The sequence below is a fragment of the Heliobacterium chlorum genome, assembly GCF_014502795.1.
GTDB lineage: Bacteria > Bacillota > Desulfitobacteriia > Heliobacteriales > Heliobacteriaceae > Heliobacterium > Heliobacterium chlorum.
The window spans coordinates 34,346-54,995 of sequence record NZ_JACVHF010000018.1; the positions used below are offsets into that span (position 1 = coordinate 34,346).

The 20,650-nt window shown below is 54.0% G+C and carries 23 protein-coding genes and 1 riboswitch; of the genes, 22 read left to right on the forward strand and 1 reads right to left on the reverse strand.

Features of this window, described 5'->3' with window-relative positions; translation table 11 throughout:
* Positions 1-256: 256 nt before the first annotated feature.
* The 11 genes from H1S01_RS14890 (at position 257) to H1S01_RS14940 (ending at position 9,731) form a co-directional block, all read left to right on the forward strand.
* Positions 257-1,432: an LL-diaminopimelate aminotransferase gene (locus H1S01_RS14890; RefSeq protein ID WP_188041236.1), complete on the forward strand. Its 1,176-nt coding sequence runs from the start codon at positions 257-259 to the stop codon at positions 1,430-1,432.
* A 70-nt stretch (positions 1,433-1,502) separates the two neighbouring features.
* Positions 1,503-1,778, forward strand: a complete 276-nt coding sequence (locus H1S01_RS14895; protein WP_188041211.1) for a translation initiation factor 2 — start codon at positions 1,503-1,505, stop codon at positions 1,776-1,778.
* Positions 1,775-1,955: riboswitch (cobalamin riboswitch) on the forward strand. (Overlaps the previous gene by 4 nt.)
* Positions 1,956-2,049: 94 nt before the next feature.
* Positions 2,050-3,189, forward strand: coding sequence for a cobalt-precorrin-5B (C(1))-methyltransferase CbiD (gene cbiD, locus H1S01_RS14900; protein ID WP_188041212.1), 1,140 nt, complete (start codon positions 2,050-2,052; stop codon positions 3,187-3,189).
* Complete coding sequence (gene cbiE, locus H1S01_RS14905; RefSeq protein WP_188041213.1) at positions 3,135-4,457, forward strand: precorrin-6y C5,15-methyltransferase (decarboxylating) subunit CbiE; 1,323 nt, start codon at positions 3,135-3,137, stop codon at positions 4,455-4,457. Before cbiD ends, cbiE begins: the two co-directional genes overlap by 55 nt.
* The gene (cobI, locus tag H1S01_RS14910; protein ID WP_188041214.1) at positions 4,457-5,173 is read left to right on the forward strand and encodes a precorrin-2 C(20)-methyltransferase; all 717 of its coding nucleotides are present in this window, start codon (positions 4,457-4,459) and stop codon (positions 5,171-5,173) included. The genes cbiE and cobI overlap by 1 nt, the downstream gene beginning before the upstream one ends.
* Positions 5,170-5,937 carry a precorrin-4 C(11)-methyltransferase gene (cobM, locus tag H1S01_RS14915; RefSeq protein WP_188041215.1) on the forward strand — a complete coding sequence of 256 codons (768 nt, stop codon included), beginning with the start codon at positions 5,170-5,172 and terminating at the stop codon, positions 5,935-5,937. The genes cobI and cobM overlap by 4 nt, the downstream gene beginning before the upstream one ends.
* Positions 5,934-7,073, forward strand: coding sequence for a cobalamin biosynthesis protein (locus tag H1S01_RS14920; RefSeq protein ID WP_188041216.1), 1,140 nt, complete (start codon positions 5,934-5,936; stop codon positions 7,071-7,073). The genes cobM and H1S01_RS14920 overlap by 4 nt, the downstream gene beginning before the upstream one ends.
* Positions 7,061-7,783, forward strand: coding sequence for a precorrin-3B C(17)-methyltransferase (gene cobJ / locus H1S01_RS14925; protein ID WP_341479111.1), 723 nt, complete (start codon positions 7,061-7,063; stop codon positions 7,781-7,783). Before H1S01_RS14920 ends, cobJ begins: the two co-directional genes overlap by 13 nt.
* On the forward strand, positions 7,780-8,592 hold the full coding sequence (gene cobK, locus H1S01_RS14930) for a precorrin-6A reductase (RefSeq protein WP_188041218.1): 813 nt from the start codon (positions 7,780-7,782) through the stop codon (positions 8,590-8,592). The genes cobJ and cobK overlap by 4 nt, the downstream gene beginning before the upstream one ends.
* A gap of 153 nt (positions 8,593-8,745) precedes the next feature.
* Positions 8,746-9,111: a sirohydrochlorin chelatase gene (locus H1S01_RS14935; RefSeq protein ID WP_155477326.1), complete on the forward strand. Its 366-nt coding sequence runs from the start codon at positions 8,746-8,748 to the stop codon at positions 9,109-9,111.
* Entirely contained in the window at positions 9,111-9,731 is a 621-nt protein-coding gene (locus tag H1S01_RS14940) for a precorrin-8X methylmutase (RefSeq protein ID WP_188041219.1), read from the forward strand. The genes H1S01_RS14935 and H1S01_RS14940 overlap by 1 nt, the downstream gene beginning before the upstream one ends.
* On the opposite strand, the gene H1S01_RS14945 is transcribed toward H1S01_RS14940, so the two are convergent.
* The gene (locus H1S01_RS14945; RefSeq protein WP_155477324.1) at positions 9,728-10,270 is read right to left on the reverse strand and encodes an HD domain-containing protein; all 543 of its coding nucleotides are present in this window, start codon (positions 10,268-10,270) and stop codon (positions 9,728-9,730) included. The genes H1S01_RS14940 and H1S01_RS14945 overlap by 4 nt on opposite strands.
* A 49-nt stretch (positions 10,271-10,319) precedes the next feature.
* Between H1S01_RS14945 and cobU the strand changes: the two genes are divergently transcribed.
* The 11 genes from cobU to H1S01_RS15000 all read left to right on the forward strand — a co-directional run bounded on the left by cobU (position 10,320) and on the right by H1S01_RS15000 (position 20,561).
* Positions 10,320-10,925, forward strand: coding sequence for a bifunctional adenosylcobinamide kinase/adenosylcobinamide-phosphate guanylyltransferase (gene cobU, locus H1S01_RS14950; protein WP_188041220.1), 606 nt, complete (start codon positions 10,320-10,322; stop codon positions 10,923-10,925).
* The gene (locus tag H1S01_RS14955; protein WP_188041221.1) at positions 10,925-12,499 is read left to right on the forward strand and encodes a cobyric acid synthase; all 1,575 of its coding nucleotides are present in this window, start codon (positions 10,925-10,927) and stop codon (positions 12,497-12,499) included. Before cobU ends, H1S01_RS14955 begins: the two co-directional genes overlap by 1 nt.
* Positions 12,496-13,560: an adenosylcobinamide-phosphate synthase CbiB gene (gene cbiB, locus H1S01_RS14960; protein ID WP_188041222.1), complete on the forward strand. Its 1,065-nt coding sequence runs from the start codon at positions 12,496-12,498 to the stop codon at positions 13,558-13,560. The genes H1S01_RS14955 and cbiB overlap by 4 nt, the downstream gene beginning before the upstream one ends.
* Positions 13,557-15,050, forward strand: coding sequence for a cobyrinic acid a,c-diamide synthase CobB (locus tag H1S01_RS14965; RefSeq protein WP_188041223.1), 1,494 nt, complete (start codon positions 13,557-13,559; stop codon positions 15,048-15,050). The genes cbiB and H1S01_RS14965 overlap by 4 nt, the downstream gene beginning before the upstream one ends.
* Positions 15,032-15,607: a cob(I)yrinic acid a,c-diamide adenosyltransferase gene (locus H1S01_RS14970; RefSeq protein ID WP_188041224.1), complete on the forward strand. Its 576-nt coding sequence runs from the start codon at positions 15,032-15,034 to the stop codon at positions 15,605-15,607. Before H1S01_RS14965 ends, H1S01_RS14970 begins: the two co-directional genes overlap by 19 nt.
* Positions 15,608-15,620: 13 nt before the next feature.
* Positions 15,621-16,676, forward strand: coding sequence for a nicotinate-nucleotide--dimethylbenzimidazole phosphoribosyltransferase (gene cobT / locus H1S01_RS14975; protein ID WP_188041225.1), 1,056 nt, complete (start codon positions 15,621-15,623; stop codon positions 16,674-16,676).
* Between the two features lie 2 nt (positions 16,677-16,678).
* Positions 16,679-17,536 carry an adenosylcobinamide-GDP ribazoletransferase gene (locus H1S01_RS14980; RefSeq protein WP_188041226.1) on the forward strand — a complete coding sequence of 286 codons (858 nt, stop codon included), beginning with the start codon at positions 16,679-16,681 and terminating at the stop codon, positions 17,534-17,536.
* A gap of 29 nt (positions 17,537-17,565) precedes the next feature.
* On the forward strand, positions 17,566-18,477 hold the full coding sequence (locus H1S01_RS14985) for a GHMP family kinase ATP-binding protein (protein WP_188041227.1): 912 nt from the start codon (positions 17,566-17,568) through the stop codon (positions 18,475-18,477).
* A complete protein-coding gene (locus H1S01_RS14990) occupies positions 18,474-19,598 on the forward strand; it encodes a pyridoxal phosphate-dependent aminotransferase (protein ID WP_188041228.1) in 1,125 nt (374 codons plus the stop codon). The genes H1S01_RS14985 and H1S01_RS14990 overlap by 4 nt, the downstream gene beginning before the upstream one ends.
* Positions 19,595-20,236, forward strand: a complete 642-nt coding sequence (gene cobC, locus H1S01_RS14995) for an alpha-ribazole phosphatase (RefSeq protein WP_188041229.1) — start codon at positions 19,595-19,597, stop codon at positions 20,234-20,236. The genes H1S01_RS14990 and cobC overlap by 4 nt, the downstream gene beginning before the upstream one ends.
* 73 nt (positions 20,237-20,309) lie before the next feature.
* Positions 20,310-20,561: a YkvA family protein gene (locus tag H1S01_RS15000; protein WP_188041230.1), complete on the forward strand. Its 252-nt coding sequence runs from the start codon at positions 20,310-20,312 to the stop codon at positions 20,559-20,561.
* The last annotated feature ends 89 nt before the right edge of the window (positions 20,562-20,650 follow it).

A 20,650-nucleotide genomic window follows, 5' to 3' on the forward strand; every position in this document is an offset into this window, starting at 1 on the left:
ATGCTCTCGGTTCTTATTATGAATAGGTTAAAACTAAGGCGCTGATGAAGGCGCCTTTTCTCGTGGCATCGACTCGTTTCATATAGATCTTTCACTTCCACCCTACATTCGGATCGTACTTCTTGAAAGGAACTAGCCACTTTGTGGAAGGCTCGAATTTTTATCTGAACGATTTGTTGATTCTGAGAAATAAGGGGAATAAAATGATTGATTATAGGCATTTTCACGTAAAAGGGGTTACAAAAGCATGAAGCAGATAAAAACAGCACGTCGTATGGCCGGACTCACGTCAGCCATGTTTTCACAGATGGATGCACTTCGCAGGGAAGTCGAAGAGAATGGAACCGATGTCATCAATTTGGGTATCGGCAGCCCTGATCAACCGCCTGCGCCACATGTCCGTCAAGCCTTATTGGATGCCTTGCAACGGGATGATGCTTTTGGATATGCCCTTACGGAGGGACTTCCTGAGTTCAAAGAGGCTGTGGCAGAGTGGTATCTCCAACGTTTCAACGTGGAACTGAACCCCCAAGAGGAAGTCTTATCACTGATGGGTTCCCAAGACGGATTAGGTCATATCTTTCTTTCGCTCATCGATCCCGGAGAGACAGCCTTGATCCCGGACCCCGGTTATCCGATTTACACAGCCGGGCTTCTCTTAGCGGAAGGGGTGCCTCATTATGTATCCTTGAAAAAAGAAAATCACTATCTTCCCGACTTAGAGGCGATTCCTGAAGAAGTCGCTCGAAAAGCCCGGATGATGGTGCTGAATTATCCCAGCAATCCTGTGGCGGCTACGGCAGAACTAGACTTTTTTGAAAAGGTCGTAGATTTTGCCCGGCGCTACGACATCATCGTGCTCCATGACGTGGCTTATTCGGAGTTGGCCTACGATGGATATAAACCGGTCAGTTTTCTCCAAGCTCCCGGTGCCAAAGAAGTGGGCATCGAACTGCATTCCGTTTCTAAGTCTTATAATTTAGCCGGCTGCCGGCTTGGGATGGCCGTCGGAAACAAGGCTGTTATCGACGCCTTGGCCAAGTTAAAATCAAATATCGATTACGGGGTGTTTAAAGCGGTTCAATGGGCTGCTGTAGCCGCTTTACGAGGCCCTCAGGACATCGTCCGACAAAATGCGATGAACTATCAAAAGCGGCGAGACGTCCTTGTAGACGGACTGGAACGAATCGGCTGGAAGATGGATAAACCGAAGGCTTCCATGTTCGTCTGGGCGCCGATCCCTGAAGGTTTTGCTTCCTCTTTTGAGTTCGCCGAAAAGTTGTTGCGAGAGACGGGAGTATTGGTCGTTCCAGGAAATGCTTTTGGTGATTCAGGGGAAGGCTTCGTACGGATAGCCTTGGTGGTACCGGAGAAACGCATTGAAGAAGCGGTCGACCGGATTGCCCATTGGGACGGTTTAGCTCGCTCCTAAATAAGCGTTGGGATAATTCGCCTGCCTTTTACATAAAATGGTGTCAAGAGATGGACAGGAGGGCATGTCCATGGAAGAATCAAAACGCGATTCGATCGACACCTTAAAAGACCAAGTGACCTATCTGCGTTCTCGCCTAAACCAATTGCGGGTCAGCCGCCGTGTCTTGATGGCATTATTGGAGACGATAGACTCGGAGCGACGAGACGCCATCGCCCGCTTAGAAGCCGAAAATCGCCGACTGAAACGATTGCATCGGACAGGCAGGGACCATCGGCAGATTTTCCGCAGTGACGACAGAAAAGTTCTTTGGATTTGCAGGAATGATGCAAAGGGTGGCGAATAATTTAACGTAAGACAGTTTTATAATTGGGGTCAGAGACATTAGGGAAGTCGGTGTAATTCCGACGCGGTGCCGCCACTGTGAAAGGGGAGTCCGCTTCATCAGGCCACCGGGTAACCGGGAAGGCGAAGCGTTGCGATGAACCTGAGCCAGGAAACCTGCCTGTCCCCGCACCGGTAAACCCGCGAGCCACGGGGGAGGTGAAAGACTGGGGAAGATTAGGTTCCCTAGATTTTCATTTGCATCTGTACACCCATATCTCGCATGCCGGGATATGGGTGTTTCTTCGGGTAGGGGGAATGGAAGACTGCGCAAGGGCTATACAACCGGATCCTGTGCAGCTGCAGCGGCCAAGGCGGCAACAGGCATCCTCTACGAAACATGGACAGAAGGTACCGGATTCATCGAAATTCCCTTACCCCAAGGTGGGCGGTTACCGATCTCTGTCGCTCAGATCGATGAGCCAGAACCATCCCTTCCTCCGCAGGTCAAGGCAGTGACTTGTCAAGTCATCAAAGACGGCGGAGACGACCCTGATGCTACCCATGGATTGCCTATACGGGTCTCCGTCTTCGCCATTGAAAAAGGCATTGAGATCGGTGGAGGAATCGGTGTCGGCAGGGTGACTAAACCGGGACTGGCCGTGCCTGTTGGTGAACCGGCCATCAACCCTGTTCCACGATCGATGATTCTTGAGGCGGTCAAAGAGGTGCTCCCGGACGACGGTGGTGTTTCGATCGTTGTTTGGGTGCCTGACGGGGAAAAGGTGGGACCGTCTACACTGAACCCGAGATTAGGTATCGTCGGCGGCATCTCCATTCTTGGCACGACGGGTATCGTGAAGCCCATGTCGGAAGAAGCCTTTAAGGACAGCCTGGAACCGCAAATCGATGTGGCCCTGGCAGCCGGACATCGCTCACTCGCTTTGACGCCGGGCAATATGGGCCAACGGGGTTTGCAGCGCCAAGGTGTACCTTCAGAGGCGGTGGTGCTCACGAGCAACTTTATCGGCCATATGCTCGATGCCTGCAGCAAAAGAGGTATAGAAGAAATACTTCTTTGGGGGCATGTTGGCAAACTGGTCAAAGTGGCCGGAGGGATTTTTCACACTCACAGCAAAGTTGCCGACGGACGGAGAGAGATCATCGCTGCCCACGCAGCGGTTCAAGGTTACCCGCTTCCGCTCGTCAAGGCCTTGTTGGAGGCAAATACGGCCGAAGAAACGGTACATATCCTCACCGAGGCGGGATACCGGGAACTTTTTGACGAACTGGCCGAGGTAGCGGCGATAAAAGCCATGGAGCGATTCCCTCGACCGGTTTCGGTGGTATTTACAGATTTGAAGGGAGAGCCTCTAGGTTGGAGCCAGCGAGCAAAGAACGTGATCAAAATGTGGAATCCGGTTACCCCCTAGTGGTCGTCGGCATCGGTCCCGGAACAAAGGACTATTTGGTTCCCAAAGCACTGCGGGCGGTGGAACAAGCGGACCTGCTCGTCGGAGGGCCGAGGGCACTTGAACTCTTTGCCTATCTTGACAAGCCAACTCGTACCATTGACCGCCATTTGGATCGCTTGGTAGAATTTATAGCAGTTGAGCGGTTGCAACGCCGTGTGGCTGTACTCGTGTCGGGAGATCCCGGTTTTTACAGCTTATTGCCGCGCCTAACCAAGACGCTTGGAGTCGATCAAATTGAGGTCATCCCCGGGCTGAGTTCCTTTCAAATGGCTTTTTCCCGGCTGGGTTTGCCTTGGCAGGAGGCTCGTTGGCAAAGCATGCACGGACGTCCTATGGACGATGCCCTGAAGCTGCTAAGCCATGAGGGATGGGTCGCTTTTTTAACCGATCCCGACCATTCGCCAGAAGCGATCGCGCAGCATTTGGTTGACCATCAGCAGGGATGGCGCCGGGCTTTCGTGACTCGCGACCTAGGCTATGAAACAGAGACAGTAAGTTCCGCTTTCATAAGCGACATTGCGCAAGTGAAATCTATTGCTTACCGTCCGGCACTGTTGATCGTCGAAGGCGGTAAGAGAGCAGAACGTGACGGGGAAAATCCAGAAAACTCTCAGGATAGCTGTAACCGAGAGGCCCCTTATCGAAAAAGTACGACGATTGGGTTGCCTGACGAAGTGTTCCAACGAGGTCAAGTACCGATGACCAAATCGGACGTTCGGGCATTGACCCTGGTGAGAGCTCAAATCGAACCAAAAGACGTCGTTTGGGATATAGGAGCGGGAACAGGCTCGATCAGCGTAGAAGCGGCCCGTTTGGCCCATCGAGGTCAGGTATACGCGGTGGAGCGAAACCCAGAGGGGTGTGAACTCATCGCCGCGAACGGATTGGCTTTCGGCCTGTCGAACCTGCAGGTGATCCCCGGGATGGCACCGGATGTGCTCGATTCATTGCCCGATCCCGATAGAGTGATCATCGGCGGCTCCGGCGGCAACTTAACATCGATTCTCGATTTGTGCTGGAAGCGGCTGAAAGTGGGCGGTTCGATCGTGGTCAATGCCATCACCGTGGAAACTCTCAGCGCTGTCGTCGCTTGGTTGGAGGAAAAAAAGATTCCTGTTCAAGCCACTCAGCTTCAAGTACAACGGCTGGAAAAGGCAGGGGCTTATCACTTGTGGAAAAGCCATAACCCTGTCACGATCCTGTGGGCTTGTAAGGAGGATGTGTAATGCTTGGTCGCTTTTACGGCATCGGTGTCGGGCCCGGAGATCCCGGTCTGCTCACTTGCCGGTCGGTTCAACTGCTGCAAAAAGTCCCGGTCATTTTTACTCCCCAGGGTAAAGGCGGCGGAGAAGGTGTCGCCACGACGATCATCCGCGACGTTTTGCCCGCTGAGACGCAGGTGGTTTCGTTACACTTGCCCATGACCAGCGACGAAAGCCGTTTGCGGGAAGCCTGGGATGAGGCAGCCCGGCAGATTTACGAGGTGCTCGCCTCCGGTCGAGAAGCAGCCTTTATCACCATCGGTGACTGCTTGCTCTTTTCAACATACGGGTATTTGCTAAAGTCATTACAGAAGATCAATCCTGAAATAGAAGTCGAAAGCGTACCGGGAATCACCTCCTTTTGCGCTGCTGCATCGCGAGTCAATATTCCCTTGGCCGAAGGAGAGGAACCGTTGCTCATCGTCCCGGCCCTGCGTGACCCCGAGGAACTGCGCCCCTTATTACGTCAGTTCCCCAATCTCGTCTTGATGAAAGTTGCTTCCCGCTTCGATGGAGTCTATGACTTGCTCAAAGAGGAAGGACGGGCCGAATCGTCTCTGTTTATTTCCCGGTGCGGGACAGCGGAAGAAAAGATTGAAAAAGATCTGTCCCGCCTCGTCGGGCAAAAGCTGGATTATCTCAGCTTGTTGTTGGTGAAGCAGAAGGGGGAAGAGATTTGATTAGTTTTATTGGCGCCGGCCCCGGTGATCCCGAACTGATTACGGTGAAAGGGCAAAAACGCTTGGCTGAGGCTGACGTAGTCATCTACGCCGGTTCACTTGTCAACCCCGAAATCCTGAGCTGGTGCCGCCCTGATGCGGAGATTCATAACAGCGCTTCCATGTCCTTAGAAGAAGTGTTGGCTGTCATGAAGCGGGCGGTCGGAGAAGGCAAAGTGGTCGCACGAGTCCATACGGGCGACCCGAGCATATATGGAGCTCACCGGGAACAGATGGACGCCTTGGACGAGATGGGTATCGCTTACGAGATCATCCCCGGTGTGAGCTCCTTCCTGGCAGCGGCGGCAGCCGTAAAAAAGGAGTTTACCTTGCCTGGCGTTTCCCAGACGGTGATCATCACCCGGCTGGCCGGAAGGACACCGGTGCCGGAGAAAGAATCCCTGGCCAGCTTGGCCCAGCATCGAGCTTCCTTATGTATCTTTTTAAGCACCCATCTCCTCTCCGAAGTGAGCCAGGAACTAATTCAAGGAGGATACGAGGAAGATACGCCGGTGGCCGTCGTCTATAAAGCTTCTTGGCCTGATGAAAAGACGGTCCTAGGCACACTCGGCGACATCGCTCAAAAAGTGAGCGGAGCCGGAATTTCTCGTACGGCCATGATCATGGTAGGTCGTTTTCTCGAAGGTCCTTATGATCGTTCACTGCTATATGATCCTACGTTCACTCACGGTTACCGCCAAGGGAAGAATGGAACGGAAGAGTGAACGTCCTGGCCTTGACGCCGGGGGGAGCCGACCTAGCCCGGCGAATTGGCGTAGCCCTGCCGGAAGCGGTACTCTGGCTTCCAGCAAAGACACCGCCGACGTCGAACCTTGAAAGCTGCATCAGTAGGGCCGACCAGTGCTGGCAGCCTCCTTTGAGAGAAACCTTCGAACGGCTATTTACGAGTGGTCAACCACTCGTCTTCATTGGTGCCCTCGGCATTCTCGTTCGAATGGCAGCACCCTTTCTGGTAGATAAGCGGACGGACCCACCGGTCGTCGTCGTCGATGAAGCGGGACAGTTTGTCATCAGCGTCTTGTCTGGTCACTGGGGGGGAGCCAACGACTTGGCCCTCGAGATCAGCCGTCAGATCGGTGCGACGCCGGTGATCACGACGGCGACCGATGTAGTCGGCTTGCCGGCAGTAGATACCTTTGCCCGCCAGAACGGTGCAGTCCCTGAACCTTGGTCGAATGTAAAAAAGATCTCTTCCGCCATGCTCCGGGGCGCCCCGATCGAATGGCTGTGCGATCATCAATTTTATGATGCCTTAGTGAAACAGAACAGGACGTACCCATGGAAGCTATGGGATCCCGCTGAGACAGCAAAGCGAAAAGACGAAAGGGAAACGGTAGCGGTGTCGACGGTGGAGTCTGCTCTTCCCCAGGAAGAGGCGCTAAAGGTATTGCTCACCCACCGAGTCGGCAATGACTCGGCCACACTTCGACTGCGGCCCCGCTTTATCGTAGCCGGGCTCGGCTGCCGGAAAGGCGTCCCTACGGAAACGGTGATGGGGGCGATCGATCAAGCTTTTCAACAAGTCGGCATCCATCCCGATTGTCTGCTGTCAATCGCCAGTGCTTGGGTCAAAGCGGAAGAAAGGGCCTTTTTAGAAACGGCCCGTATACGAAAGGTTCCCTTTCAAACCTATAAATCAGATGAAATTGAAGAGTGCTGTGCCCGGCATCGGGATGACATCCCCGGCTCGGACTTTGTGGCGCAAAAGATTGGAGTGAAAGCGGTATGCGAACCGACAGCCCTATTGGCTCATCGCCGGGCGCGATTGCTATTGAAGAAAAGGGTTCTGGAATCAGTGACGGTAGCTTTAGCCGAGGTACCTTGGCCATTATCGGATTAGGACCGGGTAACCGGGATCAGATGACAGGCCGGGCTTTACAGGCTATCGAAGAATCCGATATCATCGTAGGTTATCACACCTATCTGAAACTGGTGGAAGACTTAATCGCTCATAAAGATGTACGTGCCTCCGGTATGCGCAAAGAGGTGGATCGGGCCTACCTGGCTGTTGACCTTGCAATCGAAGGACATAAGGTGGCTGTCATATCGAGCGGCGATCCTGGTGTTTACGGCATGGCTGGGGTCATCCTGGAAGCAGTACAGCTTCGCCAAGCTCAGGAGAAGGTGAACGTGGAAGTCATCCCCGGCGTCACCTCGGCCACGGCTGCTGCGGCTGCCCTCGGTGCACCGCTGATGCATGACTTTGCCATCATCTCTTTGAGCGATCTGCTGACGCCGTGGGATTTAATCCTCCGCCGAGTAGAAAATGCAGCGACGGCTGACTTTGTTATCGCCTTGTACAACCCGAAAAGCACGAAACGGGTTCACCAAATCGAAGAAGTGCAACAACTGCTATTAAAGCATCGTCCCGCTTCCACACCGGTCGGCATCGTTCGCAATGCCCGGCGGGCTGGTGAGGAAAAAACCGTCTCTACGCTGGGTGAATTTCTGAATCATGACATCGACATGTTCACTGTGTTGATCATCGGCAATTCCCAGACTTATATCAAAGACGGTTGGATGATCACGCCGAGGGGTTATCGCTGGTGATTTGGGTTGTCGCTGGAACCAAAGATGCCCGGTTGTTGATTGAGGCCTTACTGGAGAAGAAATTACCGGTTATAGCTTCTGTCGTCACTGAATATGGCGAACAGATCCTGAGAGAACAGTTTAGTGGAGCCCTCCATGTGCAACGAGGGGCCATGGATCTTCTGTCTATGGAGACCTTTGTTCAAAACCATAACGTAAACGCCGTCATCGACGCCAGTCATCCCTACGCCCGGGTTGCTTCGGAAAATCTCATCGAACTTAGCTGTAAGAGGGGTATCCCTTACTTACGGTATGAACGCCCTGAGAGCGCACTTCCCGCCTATGAAAAACTAACCTTGATCAGCGACTGGAGCCAAACCCTGCTGACGCTGCAAGAGGCTCCGACCGGGAGCAGGGTTTTCTTGGCCACAGGGAGCCGTGCCTTGCCGAAGTTGGTTCCACCTCTGTTGGATAAAGGGTTGTATCCGATTGTACGGATTTTACCTGATCCGCAAGAAATACAGCGGTGCCTCGATCTGGGCTTAACACCGAATCAGATCATAGCCATGCAGGGACCTTTTAGTTACGAACTCAACCGGGCTATGTTTTTGCAAACAGGTGCACAGTGGCTGGTTACAAAAGAAAGCGGCACCGTTGGCGGTGCCGACGAAAAGATGAGTGCAGCTCTGGAACTAGGTATGGGGTTGATTGTGCTCACTCGACCTGCCTTGGATTACCCGGCCTTGACACAGGATGTGTCGACGGCTGTTGGATGGGCGGCTGTTCGCTCGGTTGTTCCACTCGCACGCCAAACCTCTGGGTTATTCTGAATGTGAACCGTGGCGCGCTTAACCGCTTCACAACTCTCGCTCTCGACGCCGCTCCGCCCAAATCGCTCACTCTGTCATCACACCCCAGATTTGCTATCAGGTGCAGCAGTCCTGTTTGAATATTTAACTTTATTGATAGAAGGAGAAGAGACTATGAAAACAGGTGTTTTGCTCGTCGCACACGGAAGCCGGTTGGCTGAAGCGAACAGCCATGCTGTGAACATCGGTAACATGGTACGGAAATTTCATCAAATCGACCCGCTCGTCGTCTGCTTTATGGAGAACGCCAAGCCAAACCTGGCCGAAGGTATCGAAGAACTAGTCGCCTTAGGTGTTGACGAAGTTAAAGTCATCCCTCTGTTCTTATATAACGGCGTACATATTCAAAAAGATATTCCCGAAGAATTAGAGGAAATCGGCAAAGCCCATCCCCAACTGCGCTTTACGATGGGACGGCCGCTCGGCGCTGATGAACGGATTGCCCAATTGATCTTCGAACGCATTCAGGAGGTCGGCTGATGGACTACATTACCGATCCGAGGGCCATTGAAGACAAGAGTATGGCCATCATTGACGAGCTGCTTGGACCGCTGCCCATATCGCCGGAAGAGCGAAAAGTGGTCAAACGGGTCGTCCACACGACCGGTGACCCAGAGTTTGCGAAGATTGTTCGCTGGAGCCCCGGTGCTGTAGACATCGGCATCAAAGCATTAGCGGAGGGTGCTAGTGTTTATACCGATGTGAACATGGTGAGGGTAGGCGTAAACCAGCGCCTGCTCACCAGCAAAGGCGCTTCAGCCGTCTGCAGCATCAGTGACCCTCGTGTCGTCGAAGAGGCGAAAAAGACGGGGAATACGCGAGCCATGACCGCTTTTGAACTACTGGCTGACGAGATGAATGGTGCTGTCATCGCTATCGGTAATGCACCGACAGCCCTGTTTCACCTGCTTAGTTTGATCGAAGGCGGCCGTTGCCGTCCTGCCTTGGTGGTAGGTACACCGGTCGGATTTGTGGGGGCTGCTGAATCGAAAGAAGCGCTCGTCCAAGCGGACATCCCCTACATCACCGTAGTCGGCAATAAAGGCGGCAGCACAGTGGCGGCGTCCATCGTCAACGCCATGCTGTTACAGATGCCTTAGCAGAGATTGTCGGCCCGTTGGAGCATCTGCAAAAGGCGTCGGTTCTCATCAGACATAGAGCCAGATTGATCATGATGGTGGCGGATCAACGCCACCAGGTCCGGCGCCCAATTGCGTTTTTTAGCCTCGGCAGCGCCCAACCGGGCGTGCCGGGCGATCACATGCAGTGGACGCCCGACAAGGGGCCACCGTTTAAAAGGAACGATCCGAGAGCGGCGAGAACCTAAGAGCACAAAAAAAATGCGGTGTCCCAACCGGATCGCACCTTGCCGTTTTCCCATGTCGTGGAGCAAAGCGGCGGTGAGCAGCAGTCGTCGCTGATCCGGCGCTAGCTGTTCGGCCATGGAGCGGCAGATATGAGCGACGTCAAGGCAGTGCCGCCGGTCAGCCGGTGCCATTTCCCGGAAGACTTCATGTTCTTCTGCCGAAAGGAACGATGCGGCCCACTGTAGCTCCTCTCTGGTAAAGGTAGGCAGTAAGGCGCGGCCGACCTGTTGGACGCGATATTTAATTCTGGCGAAGCTTGTCTTTTTACTCATACTCACAGTATAACATGTAGGCAAATATTGACGAAGAGGCGTGGCTGCAATGCGAATTCAAGCAGGAGAATTAGTCCTGGTCACCGGCGGGTCTCGCAGCGGTAAAAGCGCCTGGGCCGAAGAACTAGCCGCAGAAGCTGTCGGCGACCACCCGGAACAGGTCATCTATGTAGCAACAGCGGGAGTTCATGATGATGAGATGCGGCGCAGGGTGACGATACATCAGCAGCGTCGTCCCTCCATCTGGAAAACGGTAGAGGAATCGACCCAGTTGGACAAGGTGCTGCGTGAGTGGGGCCGGAAGGGAAACGTCCTGCTCATCGATTGTTTAACCTTGTGGACGACGAACATGCTCCTTCCCCTTTACGAACTAGGCGAGTGGAATACAGAAAAAGAACAGTTGATCGTCGAACAGGCCCGGCAGGTCTCACAGATGGCACGGGAATCGGAGGCGACGGTGATCGCCGTCGGCAATGAAGTGGGCTGGGGCATTGTTCCCCTCGATCCGCTCAGCCGGATTTTCCGGGATGTGGCCGGATGGGTTCAGCAGGAAGTCGCCCGGCAGGCCCATCGGGTCTATCTCACCGTCAGCGGATGCCCGATGCAGATCAAAGGACCCGACCCTAACGGGTCAAGGCAAGGAGGGGGATTATAATGGCCAAGGCAATTATGTTGCAAGGAACCAGTTCCAACGTCGGCAAGAGCGTCTTGGCGACGGCCTTATGCCGCATATTTCTTCAGGACGGCCAAAAAGTGGTCCCCTTCAAATCGCAGAACATGGCCCTCAACTCCTATGTGACCCGGGACGGGGGAGAGATGGGCCGGGCCCAGGTCGTGCAAGCGGAAGCAGCCGGACTGGATCCCCATGTGAAGATGAACCCCATCCTCCTAAAGCCGACCGGTCAAGCATCATCGCAAGTGATCGTGCTCGGTCGACCAGTGGGCAACATCAGCGCCCGCCAGTATCATTTAGAATATGCAACCCAAGCCGTCGACACGATCCAAGCTTGTCTCGATGAGTTTCATGAACAGTATGACGTCATCGTCATCGAAGGTGCCGGTTCTCCTGCTGAAGTCAACTTAAAAGCGCGCGATATCGCCAATATGCGTGTGGCCAAGATGGCTGATGCCCCTGTGCTGTTAGTCGCCGACATCGACCGCGGGGGTGCGCTCGCATCGGTCGTGGGGACACTGGCTCTTTTGGACCCTGATGAGCAAGAGCGGATCAAAGGCATCGTCATCAATAAGTTTCGCGGTGACATCAGCTTGCTTCAACCAGCCATCGACTTTTTAGAAGAATATACGAAAAAGCCGGTTGTCGGTGTCGTCCCCTATTTCAAAGGGGTGCACATTCAAGAGGAAGATTCGGTAGCTCTCGAAAAACCGATCACCGAAGTGCCTACGGGGGAACTGCTCGATATCGCCGTCATCCGCCTACCCCGCATCTCCAACTTCACCGATTTCGATGCCTTGAGCGCCGAAGGTGCTGCTCAGGTCCGTTATGTAGAAGCGCCTGGTCGACTGGGCCGGCCCGATATGGTCATCATTCCCGGTACCAAAAACACGATCGAAGACATGTTATGGCTGCAAAAGACAGGCTTAACCGAAGAGATCAGAGCCGTCGCCGAAAAGGGCATCTTAGTCTGGGGCGTTTGCGGCGGATATCAGATCTTAGGTAAAGAGATACAGGATCCACAAGGCGTAGAAAGCTCCGTTCCCGTCGTTGCAGGTCTTGGACTGTTGGACATGGTGACAACCATGGAAGCAGAAAAGGTGACCCAATTAGCATCAGCTACGATCTGCGGTCACGGACCCTATCTGGGTCCCCTGCAGGGTCTTTCCGTGCAAGGCTACGAGATTCACATGGGACAGAGCGTAGCCTCGTCAGAAGCGAAACCTTTCTGCCGGATCGAACGACGGGGAGAGGAACTCGTCGATGTCATCGACGGGATTGTCGACGCCGACGGTTTGGTCATCGGTTCCTATTTGCACGGCATCTTTGACAACGACTCCTTACGGCATCATCTGCTCAACACCTTGCGCCGGAAAAAAGGTCTTGAACCGATCAATTTTGCCTCTGCCGCATCGGTAAGAGAGCGGAAAGAACAAGACTACAACCGCTTGGCCGACATCGTCCGCCAGAGCTTAAAAATGGATCTCCTCTATGATATCGTCGGCATCGAAGGGCCAAAGAACTCCCCTGAATCGGAGACCGTTCCAGCGCCATGATAGAGATGTTTACAGATATCTTTTCTTTAAGCATGCTCACGATCGTCATCGCCCTGCTCTATGATGCACTGGTGGGAGATCCCCGCTGGCTGCCTCACCCGGTCATCGGGATCGGGAAGATCATATCGACGTTGGAAAAGCGGTTGTACGGGGCGGGGAAAAGGGCTGAGCGGTCGCTGTTGTTTCGGGGGATGGTCTTGTCGCTGCTCACGGTGGGCATCACCTTTGCCGTTTCGGTGGCTGTCATGGCTCTTGTCCAGTGGGCGAACCTAGAATTTGTTCCTGTGAAGCAGTCTGGAACGGTCCACCTCCTGGATAAGGGTATCTTCATCGGCTCAGGAATTGTACAAGCCTTGGGCGGCGGCATACTCTTAGGGATTGCCTTGGCCGGTCGATGTTTAGCTGAAGCGGCTTTCGAGATCAAAGATCTTCTCGAAGCGGGAGACATCGTAGAAGCCCGGCGAAAGCTTTCCTGGATCGTAGGGCGCGATACAGAACAGCTCAATGAGAGTGAAATCGTCCGAGCTACCGTGGAAACGGTCGCCGAAAACACCGTCGACGGCATCACAAGTCCTCTTTTTTACGCCTTTTTGCTCGGCGTCCCCGGTGCCTACGCCTATAAGGCTATAAACACGCTCGACTCCATGATCGGCTATCGCAATAACCGTTACCTCTGGTTCGGCCGGTTTGCTGCCCGCATGGACGACGCGGCTAACTTTTTGCCGGCTCGATTGACCGGAGCGGTCATGATCCTTGCCGGAACCTTACTTGGCTATCCGGCAGGGCGGATGATCCAAACATGGGTAACTGACGCCCCAAAGCATCCCAGTCCCAACAGCGGTATCCCCGAATCGGTCGTGGCTGGCGCATTAGGTGTCCAATTGGGCGGTCTCAATTACTACGGAGGAGTCCCTTCTCGTAGAGCCACCATGGGACAACCTTTGGTGACCTTAGAGGCACGCCATATTGGAGAAGTGGTGCGAATCATGGCTGTGACGGCCATCCTGTACAGCCTGGCCGGTGGTGCCATTTTATATGGAATAGGAACGTGGTTACGATGATACCAGCTGTTGTAATTGCCGGAACTCACAGCGGTGCCGGAAAGACAACTGTCACCATGGGAATCCTCGCCGCTCTACGCCGGCGGGGCATGACGGTGCAAAGTTTTAAGACAGGCCCCGATTATATTGATCCGACCTTTCACAAGCTGAACACCGGGAGAACCTGTTCCAATTTGGACAGCTGGATGATGGACCGCGAGACGATCCTTCGCTTATACCGGCGGGCGATAGAGGGAGCCCAAATGGCTGTCATCGAAGGGGTCATGGGTCTTTTCGACGGCGCCGCTGGAGAAAAGCCCGGTGGCAAAGGGAGCACCGCTGATCTGGCTCAAATCGTCAACAAGCCTGTCATACTGGTGGTCGATGCTCGATCGGCCGCTCAGAGCATAGCCGCCACGGTCCACGGCTTTTGCACGTTACAGCGGGACCTGACCGTGGCCGCCGTCATCATCAATCGAGTCGGCTCGGAACGGCACGGCTTAATGGCCCGGCGAGCTGTAGAAGAAACCTGTTGCGTGCCTGTTTTAGGCTGCCTCCCTCGCGATGCTGTTCGGCCCATGCCGGAACGGCATCTCGGCCTTGTTTCCGCCATCGAGTCGAGCCGGGAGCTGGAATCCTACTGGCAGCAGTTGGCCGATGTGATGGAACGTTACGTCGACGTAAACCGGCTGCTCGAAGTGGCTTCCTCTTTTTCGACAGAAAAGCTAGAAATAAAGATGGAAAAGAAAAAGGAGAACCTAGCGGAGCATCTAGCGGAGAACTTGGAAAAAAACCAGATAACGAAACAGACCCCTCGGTTCGCTCAAAAAATTCCCGTGGCCATCGCTCGTGATGAAGCTTTTCATTTTTACTACGAAGATGCCCTGCGGGACTTGGAAGACTTGGGCATCGAATGGGTCCCTTTTCAACCGGTTCGTGGAGAGTCCATTCCATTAAAGGTGGCAGGTCTCTACCTGGGAGGCGGATACCCGGAGCTGCATCTCGAAAGCCTCTCGGCGAACAGCTCCTTTTTTCAAGAACTGCGCTACTTGCACCAGCAGGGGATGCCCATCTACGCCGAATGCGGCGGCTTTATGACCTTATGCCGGTCGATCAAGACGAATGACGGACAAAGCTATGAACTTGCCGGTCTTGTCCCGGCAGATTGCCGTATGGGAACCAAACGGCGAGCCCTCGGCTATGTGACCGCACAGATCTACCACGACACTCTTCTGGGCCGCCGGGGAGATCGGCTCCGAGGCCATGAATTTCATTATTCCGATGTGTACTTCTCTCCCGAAGAAAATATGCGGCCTGCTTTTTCATTAGGAAAGACAGACCCCTTGGGAGGGACAGAAGCGTTTCGCCCCGAAGGGTATAGTTCGGGTTCGTTGACGGCGTCTTATTTCCATTTTCATTTCTCCGCTTTTCCAGCATCGATGAAACGTTTTCTCCATTGTCTCGAAGAAGCATCTGTACGGAGTGGTCTAGCATGCCCCAGCAAGGGTTGATTCAAGTCTACACCGGTGACGGAAAAGGGAAAACCACGGCAGCGCTGGGCCTATGCTTGCGAGCGGCTGGCCACGGCATGCAGGTGGAGTTTATCCAATTTCAAAAAGGCAGCGCCTACATGGGAGAATTGTTCGCCTTGCAACGGTTGCCGCAGATACATATCACTCAGTTCGGATGGGGTTGCCCCCGGTCAGCGATGATTCGGTCAGGGATGGCCCATTGTATCCAATGCGGCGAATGTTTCCGGCGAAACCGCGAAACCGACAATCCTTGGCCCGCAATGGGCTTTCAATATGCCGAACAGGTATTACAAGCAGGTAAGGTCGAGCTGGTCGTTCTCGATGAAGTGAGTTATATTATGTCTCGCGGCTATGTGCCTGTGGAAAGGGTCCTCGACGCGCTGCGGCAGCGCCCCGCTCATGTGGAAGTTGTGTTAACGGGGCGGAGAATGGCCCAGGAAATCATCGATGAAGCTCACCTGGTGACGGAGATGACGGTGACGAAACATCCCCTGGCCGACGGAATCACCTCCTCACGACGAGGGATTGAATATTAAGGAGGATACAAAGATGTCTCTAGAATCATTGCTTCAACAAATCAAACCACTGAACGAGGAAGCCATGGAGAAAGCTCAGGCCCACCTTGATGACCTCACTAAACCGCAAGGTAGTTTAGGTGTCCTTGAGGACATCGCCAAGCAACTGGCGGGTATCTATGGAGAGGTTCCAAAAGAAATTCCCCAAAAAGCGATCATCTTGATGGCTGGCGATCATGGTGTCGTCGAAGAGGGCGTCAGTGCATTTCCTCAGGAAGTGACTCCTCAGATGATCATCAATTTCATCCATGGCGGTGCGGGATCGAATGTTTTGGCTCGCCATGCCGGCGCGGAACTGGTTTGCGTCGACGTGGGCGTAGCTGTCGATATGGATGACCTGCCTGGTCTGATCAAGAAAAAAGTAGCCTATGGAACGAAGAACATGGCCAAAGGTCCAGCCATGACCCGGGATGAAGCGATTCAAGCCATACTGGTCGGCGCCGAAGTCGTCGCTGATGCCTATGGCAGAGGGATTCGCGTCGTCGGAACAGGTGAAATGGGCATTGGCAACACGACCCCTTCGGCAGCCATCATCTCGGTCATGGGCAATCTCCCTATTGAACAGGTTGTTGGACGGGGAACCGGCATCAACGATAAACAGCTCGATGTCAAAATCAATGCCATTAAGAAGGCCATCGAGATCAACCAACCGAATCGGGACGATGCCATCGATGTGCTGGCGAAGATAGGCGGTTTAGAGATCGCCGGATTAGCCGGCGTTTGCCTCGGTGCGGCAGCGCAGGGCATTCCCGTCGTCATTGACGGATTCATCTCCGGAGCGGCCGCTGTTATCGCCGGAGCGATCTGCCCGCAAGCTCGCCCCTACATGATCGGTTCTCACCTATCCGTTGAACCGGGCCACAAGTTCATGCTGGAATACGTGGGTATTAAACCGATGCTGATGATGGATTTCCGCTTGGGCGAAGGCACCGGAGCTGCTTTAGCGATGACGATGATCGACGGAGCGGTCAAAATCTACAATGAAATGGCCACCTTCTCCAGCGCCGGTGTCAGCGAGGCCTTGGAATAACGGTGAAATTTCTTGCCCTGCAGTGGCTGCGTTTTCGAATGGCCCTGTCCTTTTTCACCCGCTTGCCGACGGGGGATGTAAGCAACGGGAATGACGAAGATTTTGGCCGCTCTTTTATCTATCTTCCCTTCGTCGGCTTGACGATCGGAATCGTCATAAGTTTACTTACACCGCTCTTGCAATTCTTATTTCCGCCAGCCGTCTTTGTGCCGCTGCTTCTCGCCATGCAAATTTATATCACCGGCGGCATTCACATGGACGGTTTTATGGATACCTTTGACGGTGTCTTTTCGGCGCGAAAGCCCGAGCGGGTTCTGGAGATCATGCGGGATTCCCGCGTCGGCGCTCATGCCGTCCTGTCGGTGATCGTGCTGCTGCTGACGAAGGCGGGCGCTCTCTATTCGTTGTATCAACCGGCAGCGTCACTGCAAGGGGCCACCTTGGAAACGGTACTCCACTGGATCACCCTTTGGCGGTGGGAAAGCGGATTTTACAACTCGAACGGGGTCAATCCGCTATACTTGTCCTTGTTCTGGATCCCCATGGTCGGTCGTTGGGCTATCGCCTATGGGGCAGGCCGCTTTCCTTATGCCCGCCAGCAGGGAATGGCGACCCTGTTCAACAAGTATATCGATGAAAAGGTTTTGAGGGTCGCTGAATGGGTCACATTGATCGTGGCCCTGATCATGGCTGGGGTCTACGGTTTGTTCATGATGGTTCTGGTCAGGCTCTTCGTCGATCGCTGGGGAAAAAAAATGACCCGCTTTTTAGGTGGCTTGACTGGCGATATTTATGGGGCCACTTGTGAAATGGTCGAGGTGCTTTGCTTGTTACTATTGGTGTTCTTACAGAAGGGTTGACTCTAGCTAGAATGGGAGAGGTGAGAGGCGTGTACGGTTGGGCTCAGGTACCGGGAACATGCGGAGAACTGGCACAGGGACTGATTGGAGACCGGTTTTTGCATATCACATGCCCCATCGATGCCTGGGTTACCGCCAGCGCCTCTCTGACGACCGGTTCGGGACGTATCACCGGTCTCGATGACCGGCAGAAGGCCCGGAGGGCAGTATCCCGTCTGCTTGACGAATGGAACGTAACAGAAGGTTACGATGTGCGCATCTCTTTGACGAATCCCCTTCCCCTCGGCAAAGGCTTAGCATCCAGCACGGCCGACATCTGCGCCTGCTGCTTCGCCGTCGCCCGGGCGCTGGGACGGGATTTGTCTGTAAGCACGTTGGCTCGGATTGCTATTACCGTAGAACCGTCAGACGGTCTCTTTTACCCCGGTATCGCCGTATTTGATCATCGCAAGGGCTCCTGGGGAACAACGGTGGGTCAGCCTCCCGTACCTCCTTTATTCGTTCTGGCTTACGACCTGGGCGGGGAAGTGAATACGGTCGAGTTCAACCGACGGCACGACATCATCGAGGCGAACCGTCAAAAAGAGTCTGCTGTCCGTCAAGCTTTTGCTCAGATCATCCAGGGGATCCGCTCGGGCAATCCTACATCTATCGGTGCAGGTGCGACATTAAGTGCTCGAGCGAACCAACAAATCTTGCCCAAAGAAGCCTTGGAAGAACTGATCGCAGGCGTCGCTTCACTCGGCGCTGTCGGTGTCAACATCGCTCACAGCGGCACCGCACTGGGATTGTTGCTTCCCTACAAAAATCGCAGCCGTATCGAAAGCGTCATCAAGTGGACAGAAAGTCGCTTCCCGAAATGGACTCCCCTCGGCGCATATCAGCTCGTCGGCGGTGGTCCACGTTATCATGAACAGAGTGGGGAGGGATGGGCGATTTGAGGCAAAACGAACTGAACAGAAAATCCTTTCCCCATGGTGGTGACGTCTGGTCCGCCTCCGGGGGAAGTGGAAAAGCACTCGAAGGAATTCTCGATCTGAGCGCCAATATCAACTTTTTAGGCTTATCGGCGAGAGTCAAAGCAGCGATCGTCGAAAACATCGACCATATCGTCCATTATCCCGATCCAAAATGCAGCCAGTTGATTTCTGCCCTTGCCCGTCATCTCCAGGTCGAAGAGGAGGCCATCTGCGCCGGAAACGGTGCTGTGGACCTGCTCGATCACTGGCTGCGGCAGGTGCAGGCAAAACGGGTTTTAATCTGTGATCCCGGCTTCGGTCAGTATTTCCGTGCTGTCCATGCCCAGGGAGGACAAGCCGTCCCTATCCAGTTAGACGAGCAAGAGTATTTTCGATTAGATATCGTTCAGTGGGAAAAGAGGCTTCTCGACGAGAAATGTGACGCCGCCATCATCTGTTCTCCTCACAACCCTGTTGGCTGGGTCTGGACCGACGAAAAGAAAGAAGCGATCGTCAATCTCGTTGAGAAGCATCATATACATGTACTCGTCGATGAGTCTTTTCTAGACTTTCTGCCGGACGGCCGTGAACGGAGTTGCTGCTCCCTCGCCGCGAAACACCGGCAGATCGCGGTTCTCTATTCGTTGACGAAATTTTTTGCTATCCCGGGAATCCGGCTCGGTGCGTTGATCGCTCATCGAGACATGATCAAAGACATCATCACCCACCGCGATCCATGGGTGGTAAATCACCTGGCCCAGGTGGCCGGGGTTGCCGCACTCGCTGATTTAGATTATCATAAACGCACTTGGGAGCGACTGCCTAAGGAGCGGGAGTTTTTGATCGAACAATTGTCTCGCCTACCCGGCGTTAGACCGCTAACTTCGGCGGCCAATTTCGTACTGGCCCATACGGGGGACACGGGGCTTTCGTCGACGACATGGACGGAAAAGCTGCGCCATCAGGGAATATTGGTGCGAAATTGCAATACCTTCCCGGCCTTAGGAGAACGGTATCTGCGCTTTGCTGTTCGGGACAGCTCGGCGACAGAACGATTAATTCAGGCGATGCAGGTGATCATGAAGGAGGAAGGACTGGCTTGACCCGAGTCTATCTGATACGGCATGGCGAAACAGAGTGGAATCAGATCCGGCGCTATCAGGGACATAGCGACGTAGCCCTCAGCGATCGAGGGAGAGAGCAGGCACAACGGCTGGTAAAGCGAATGGCCAAAGAAAAGGTCGACTATGTCTATGCCAGCGACTTAAGCCGAGCCGTTGAAACGGCCAGAGCGGTGGCCGACGCCAAAGAGATCGAAGTGGTCTTAGATGCTCGTTTTCGGGAATGCAACTTCGGTGCCTGGGAAGGATTGACCTTTCCAGAGATTGAAAAAGCTTATCCGGAAGAGATTAAGATTTGGAACCGCACACCAGCTAAAGTCTGCCTGCCCGGCGGGGAGAGTTTTCCCATCGTCCAGGAGCGTGCTTTTGCGGCCTTACAAGAGCTGATCGCCAAGCATGACGGCGAAAATATCGCCATCGTCGCCCACGGCGGCACTATCCGCACGCTGCTCTGCGCGATTTTGGACGTTGACCTCGATCGAGCTTGGCAGTTTCGTCAAGACAACACAGCCCTCAACGTTATCGACTTTTACGATGGCAAAGGGATCATCGAGCGCATCAACGATGTGACCCATCTGATTCCAGGGGCTTTTCCCGAAAGCGAAAGCGGGGTAAAATAAAGGTAATTCAATGAATGGGGGGATTCTTCTGCCATCCCTTCAATCGCCAAGTCTTTGGCAAAGGATGCGGCTCTTGTTGAACTTGCCCCGGTCTGGTCGTCTCGTCTACGGTCTCCTGCGAGACGGGCGGGTCCCGCTGATCAACAAAGCCCTCTTTGCCGGTTTGGGATTGCTTTATCTCATATGGCCCCTGGACGTGCTGCCGGACATGATTCCCTTGATCGGTGAATTGGATGACCTGACGATCATCCTCTTTCTGGTCGATCGGTTTGTTGCGTCGGCACCGAACTACGTAGTTCAGGAATACTTGGACCGGTTCCAATGAAGAAAAAACCTTCTGATTGCAGAACTGTGCACCAGAAGGTTTTTCCCATTGACGACAAAAAATTTCTATGACCGTGTTTTTTGTGGTAA

What these genes read in the sequence shown, in the direction of transcription:
- H1S01_RS14895 (WP_188041211.1), top strand. Translation starts at nt 1,503, where the DNA reads ATGGAAGAATCAAAACGCGATTCGATCGACACCTTAAAAGACCAAGTG.
- cbiD (WP_188041212.1), top strand. Translation starts at nt 2,050, where the DNA reads ATGGGTGTTTCTTCGGGTAGGGGGAATGGAAGACTGCGCAAGGGCTAT.
- cobI (WP_188041214.1), top strand. Translation starts at nt 4,457, where the DNA reads ATGCTTGGTCGCTTTTACGGCATCGGTGTCGGGCCCGGAGATCCCGGT.
- H1S01_RS14935 (WP_155477326.1), top strand. Translation starts at nt 8,746, where the DNA reads ATGAAAACAGGTGTTTTGCTCGTCGCACACGGAAGCCGGTTGGCTGAA.
- H1S01_RS14940 (WP_188041219.1), top strand. Translation starts at nt 9,111, where the DNA reads ATGGACTACATTACCGATCCGAGGGCCATTGAAGACAAGAGTATGGCC.
- H1S01_RS14945 (WP_155477324.1), bottom strand. Translation starts at nt 10,270, where the DNA reads ATGAGTAAAAAGACAAGCTTCGCCAGAATTAAATATCGCGTCCAACAG.
- cobU (WP_188041220.1), top strand. Translation starts at nt 10,320, where the DNA reads ATGCGAATTCAAGCAGGAGAATTAGTCCTGGTCACCGGCGGGTCTCGC.
- H1S01_RS14955 (WP_188041221.1), top strand. Translation starts at nt 10,925, where the DNA reads ATGGCCAAGGCAATTATGTTGCAAGGAACCAGTTCCAACGTCGGCAAG.
- cbiB (WP_188041222.1), top strand. Translation starts at nt 12,496, where the DNA reads ATGATAGAGATGTTTACAGATATCTTTTCTTTAAGCATGCTCACGATC.
- H1S01_RS14965 (WP_188041223.1), top strand. Translation starts at nt 13,557, where the DNA reads ATGATACCAGCTGTTGTAATTGCCGGAACTCACAGCGGTGCCGGAAAG.
- H1S01_RS14970 (WP_188041224.1), top strand. Translation starts at nt 15,032, where the DNA reads ATGCCCCAGCAAGGGTTGATTCAAGTCTACACCGGTGACGGAAAAGGG.
- cobT (WP_188041225.1), top strand. Translation starts at nt 15,621, where the DNA reads ATGTCTCTAGAATCATTGCTTCAACAAATCAAACCACTGAACGAGGAA.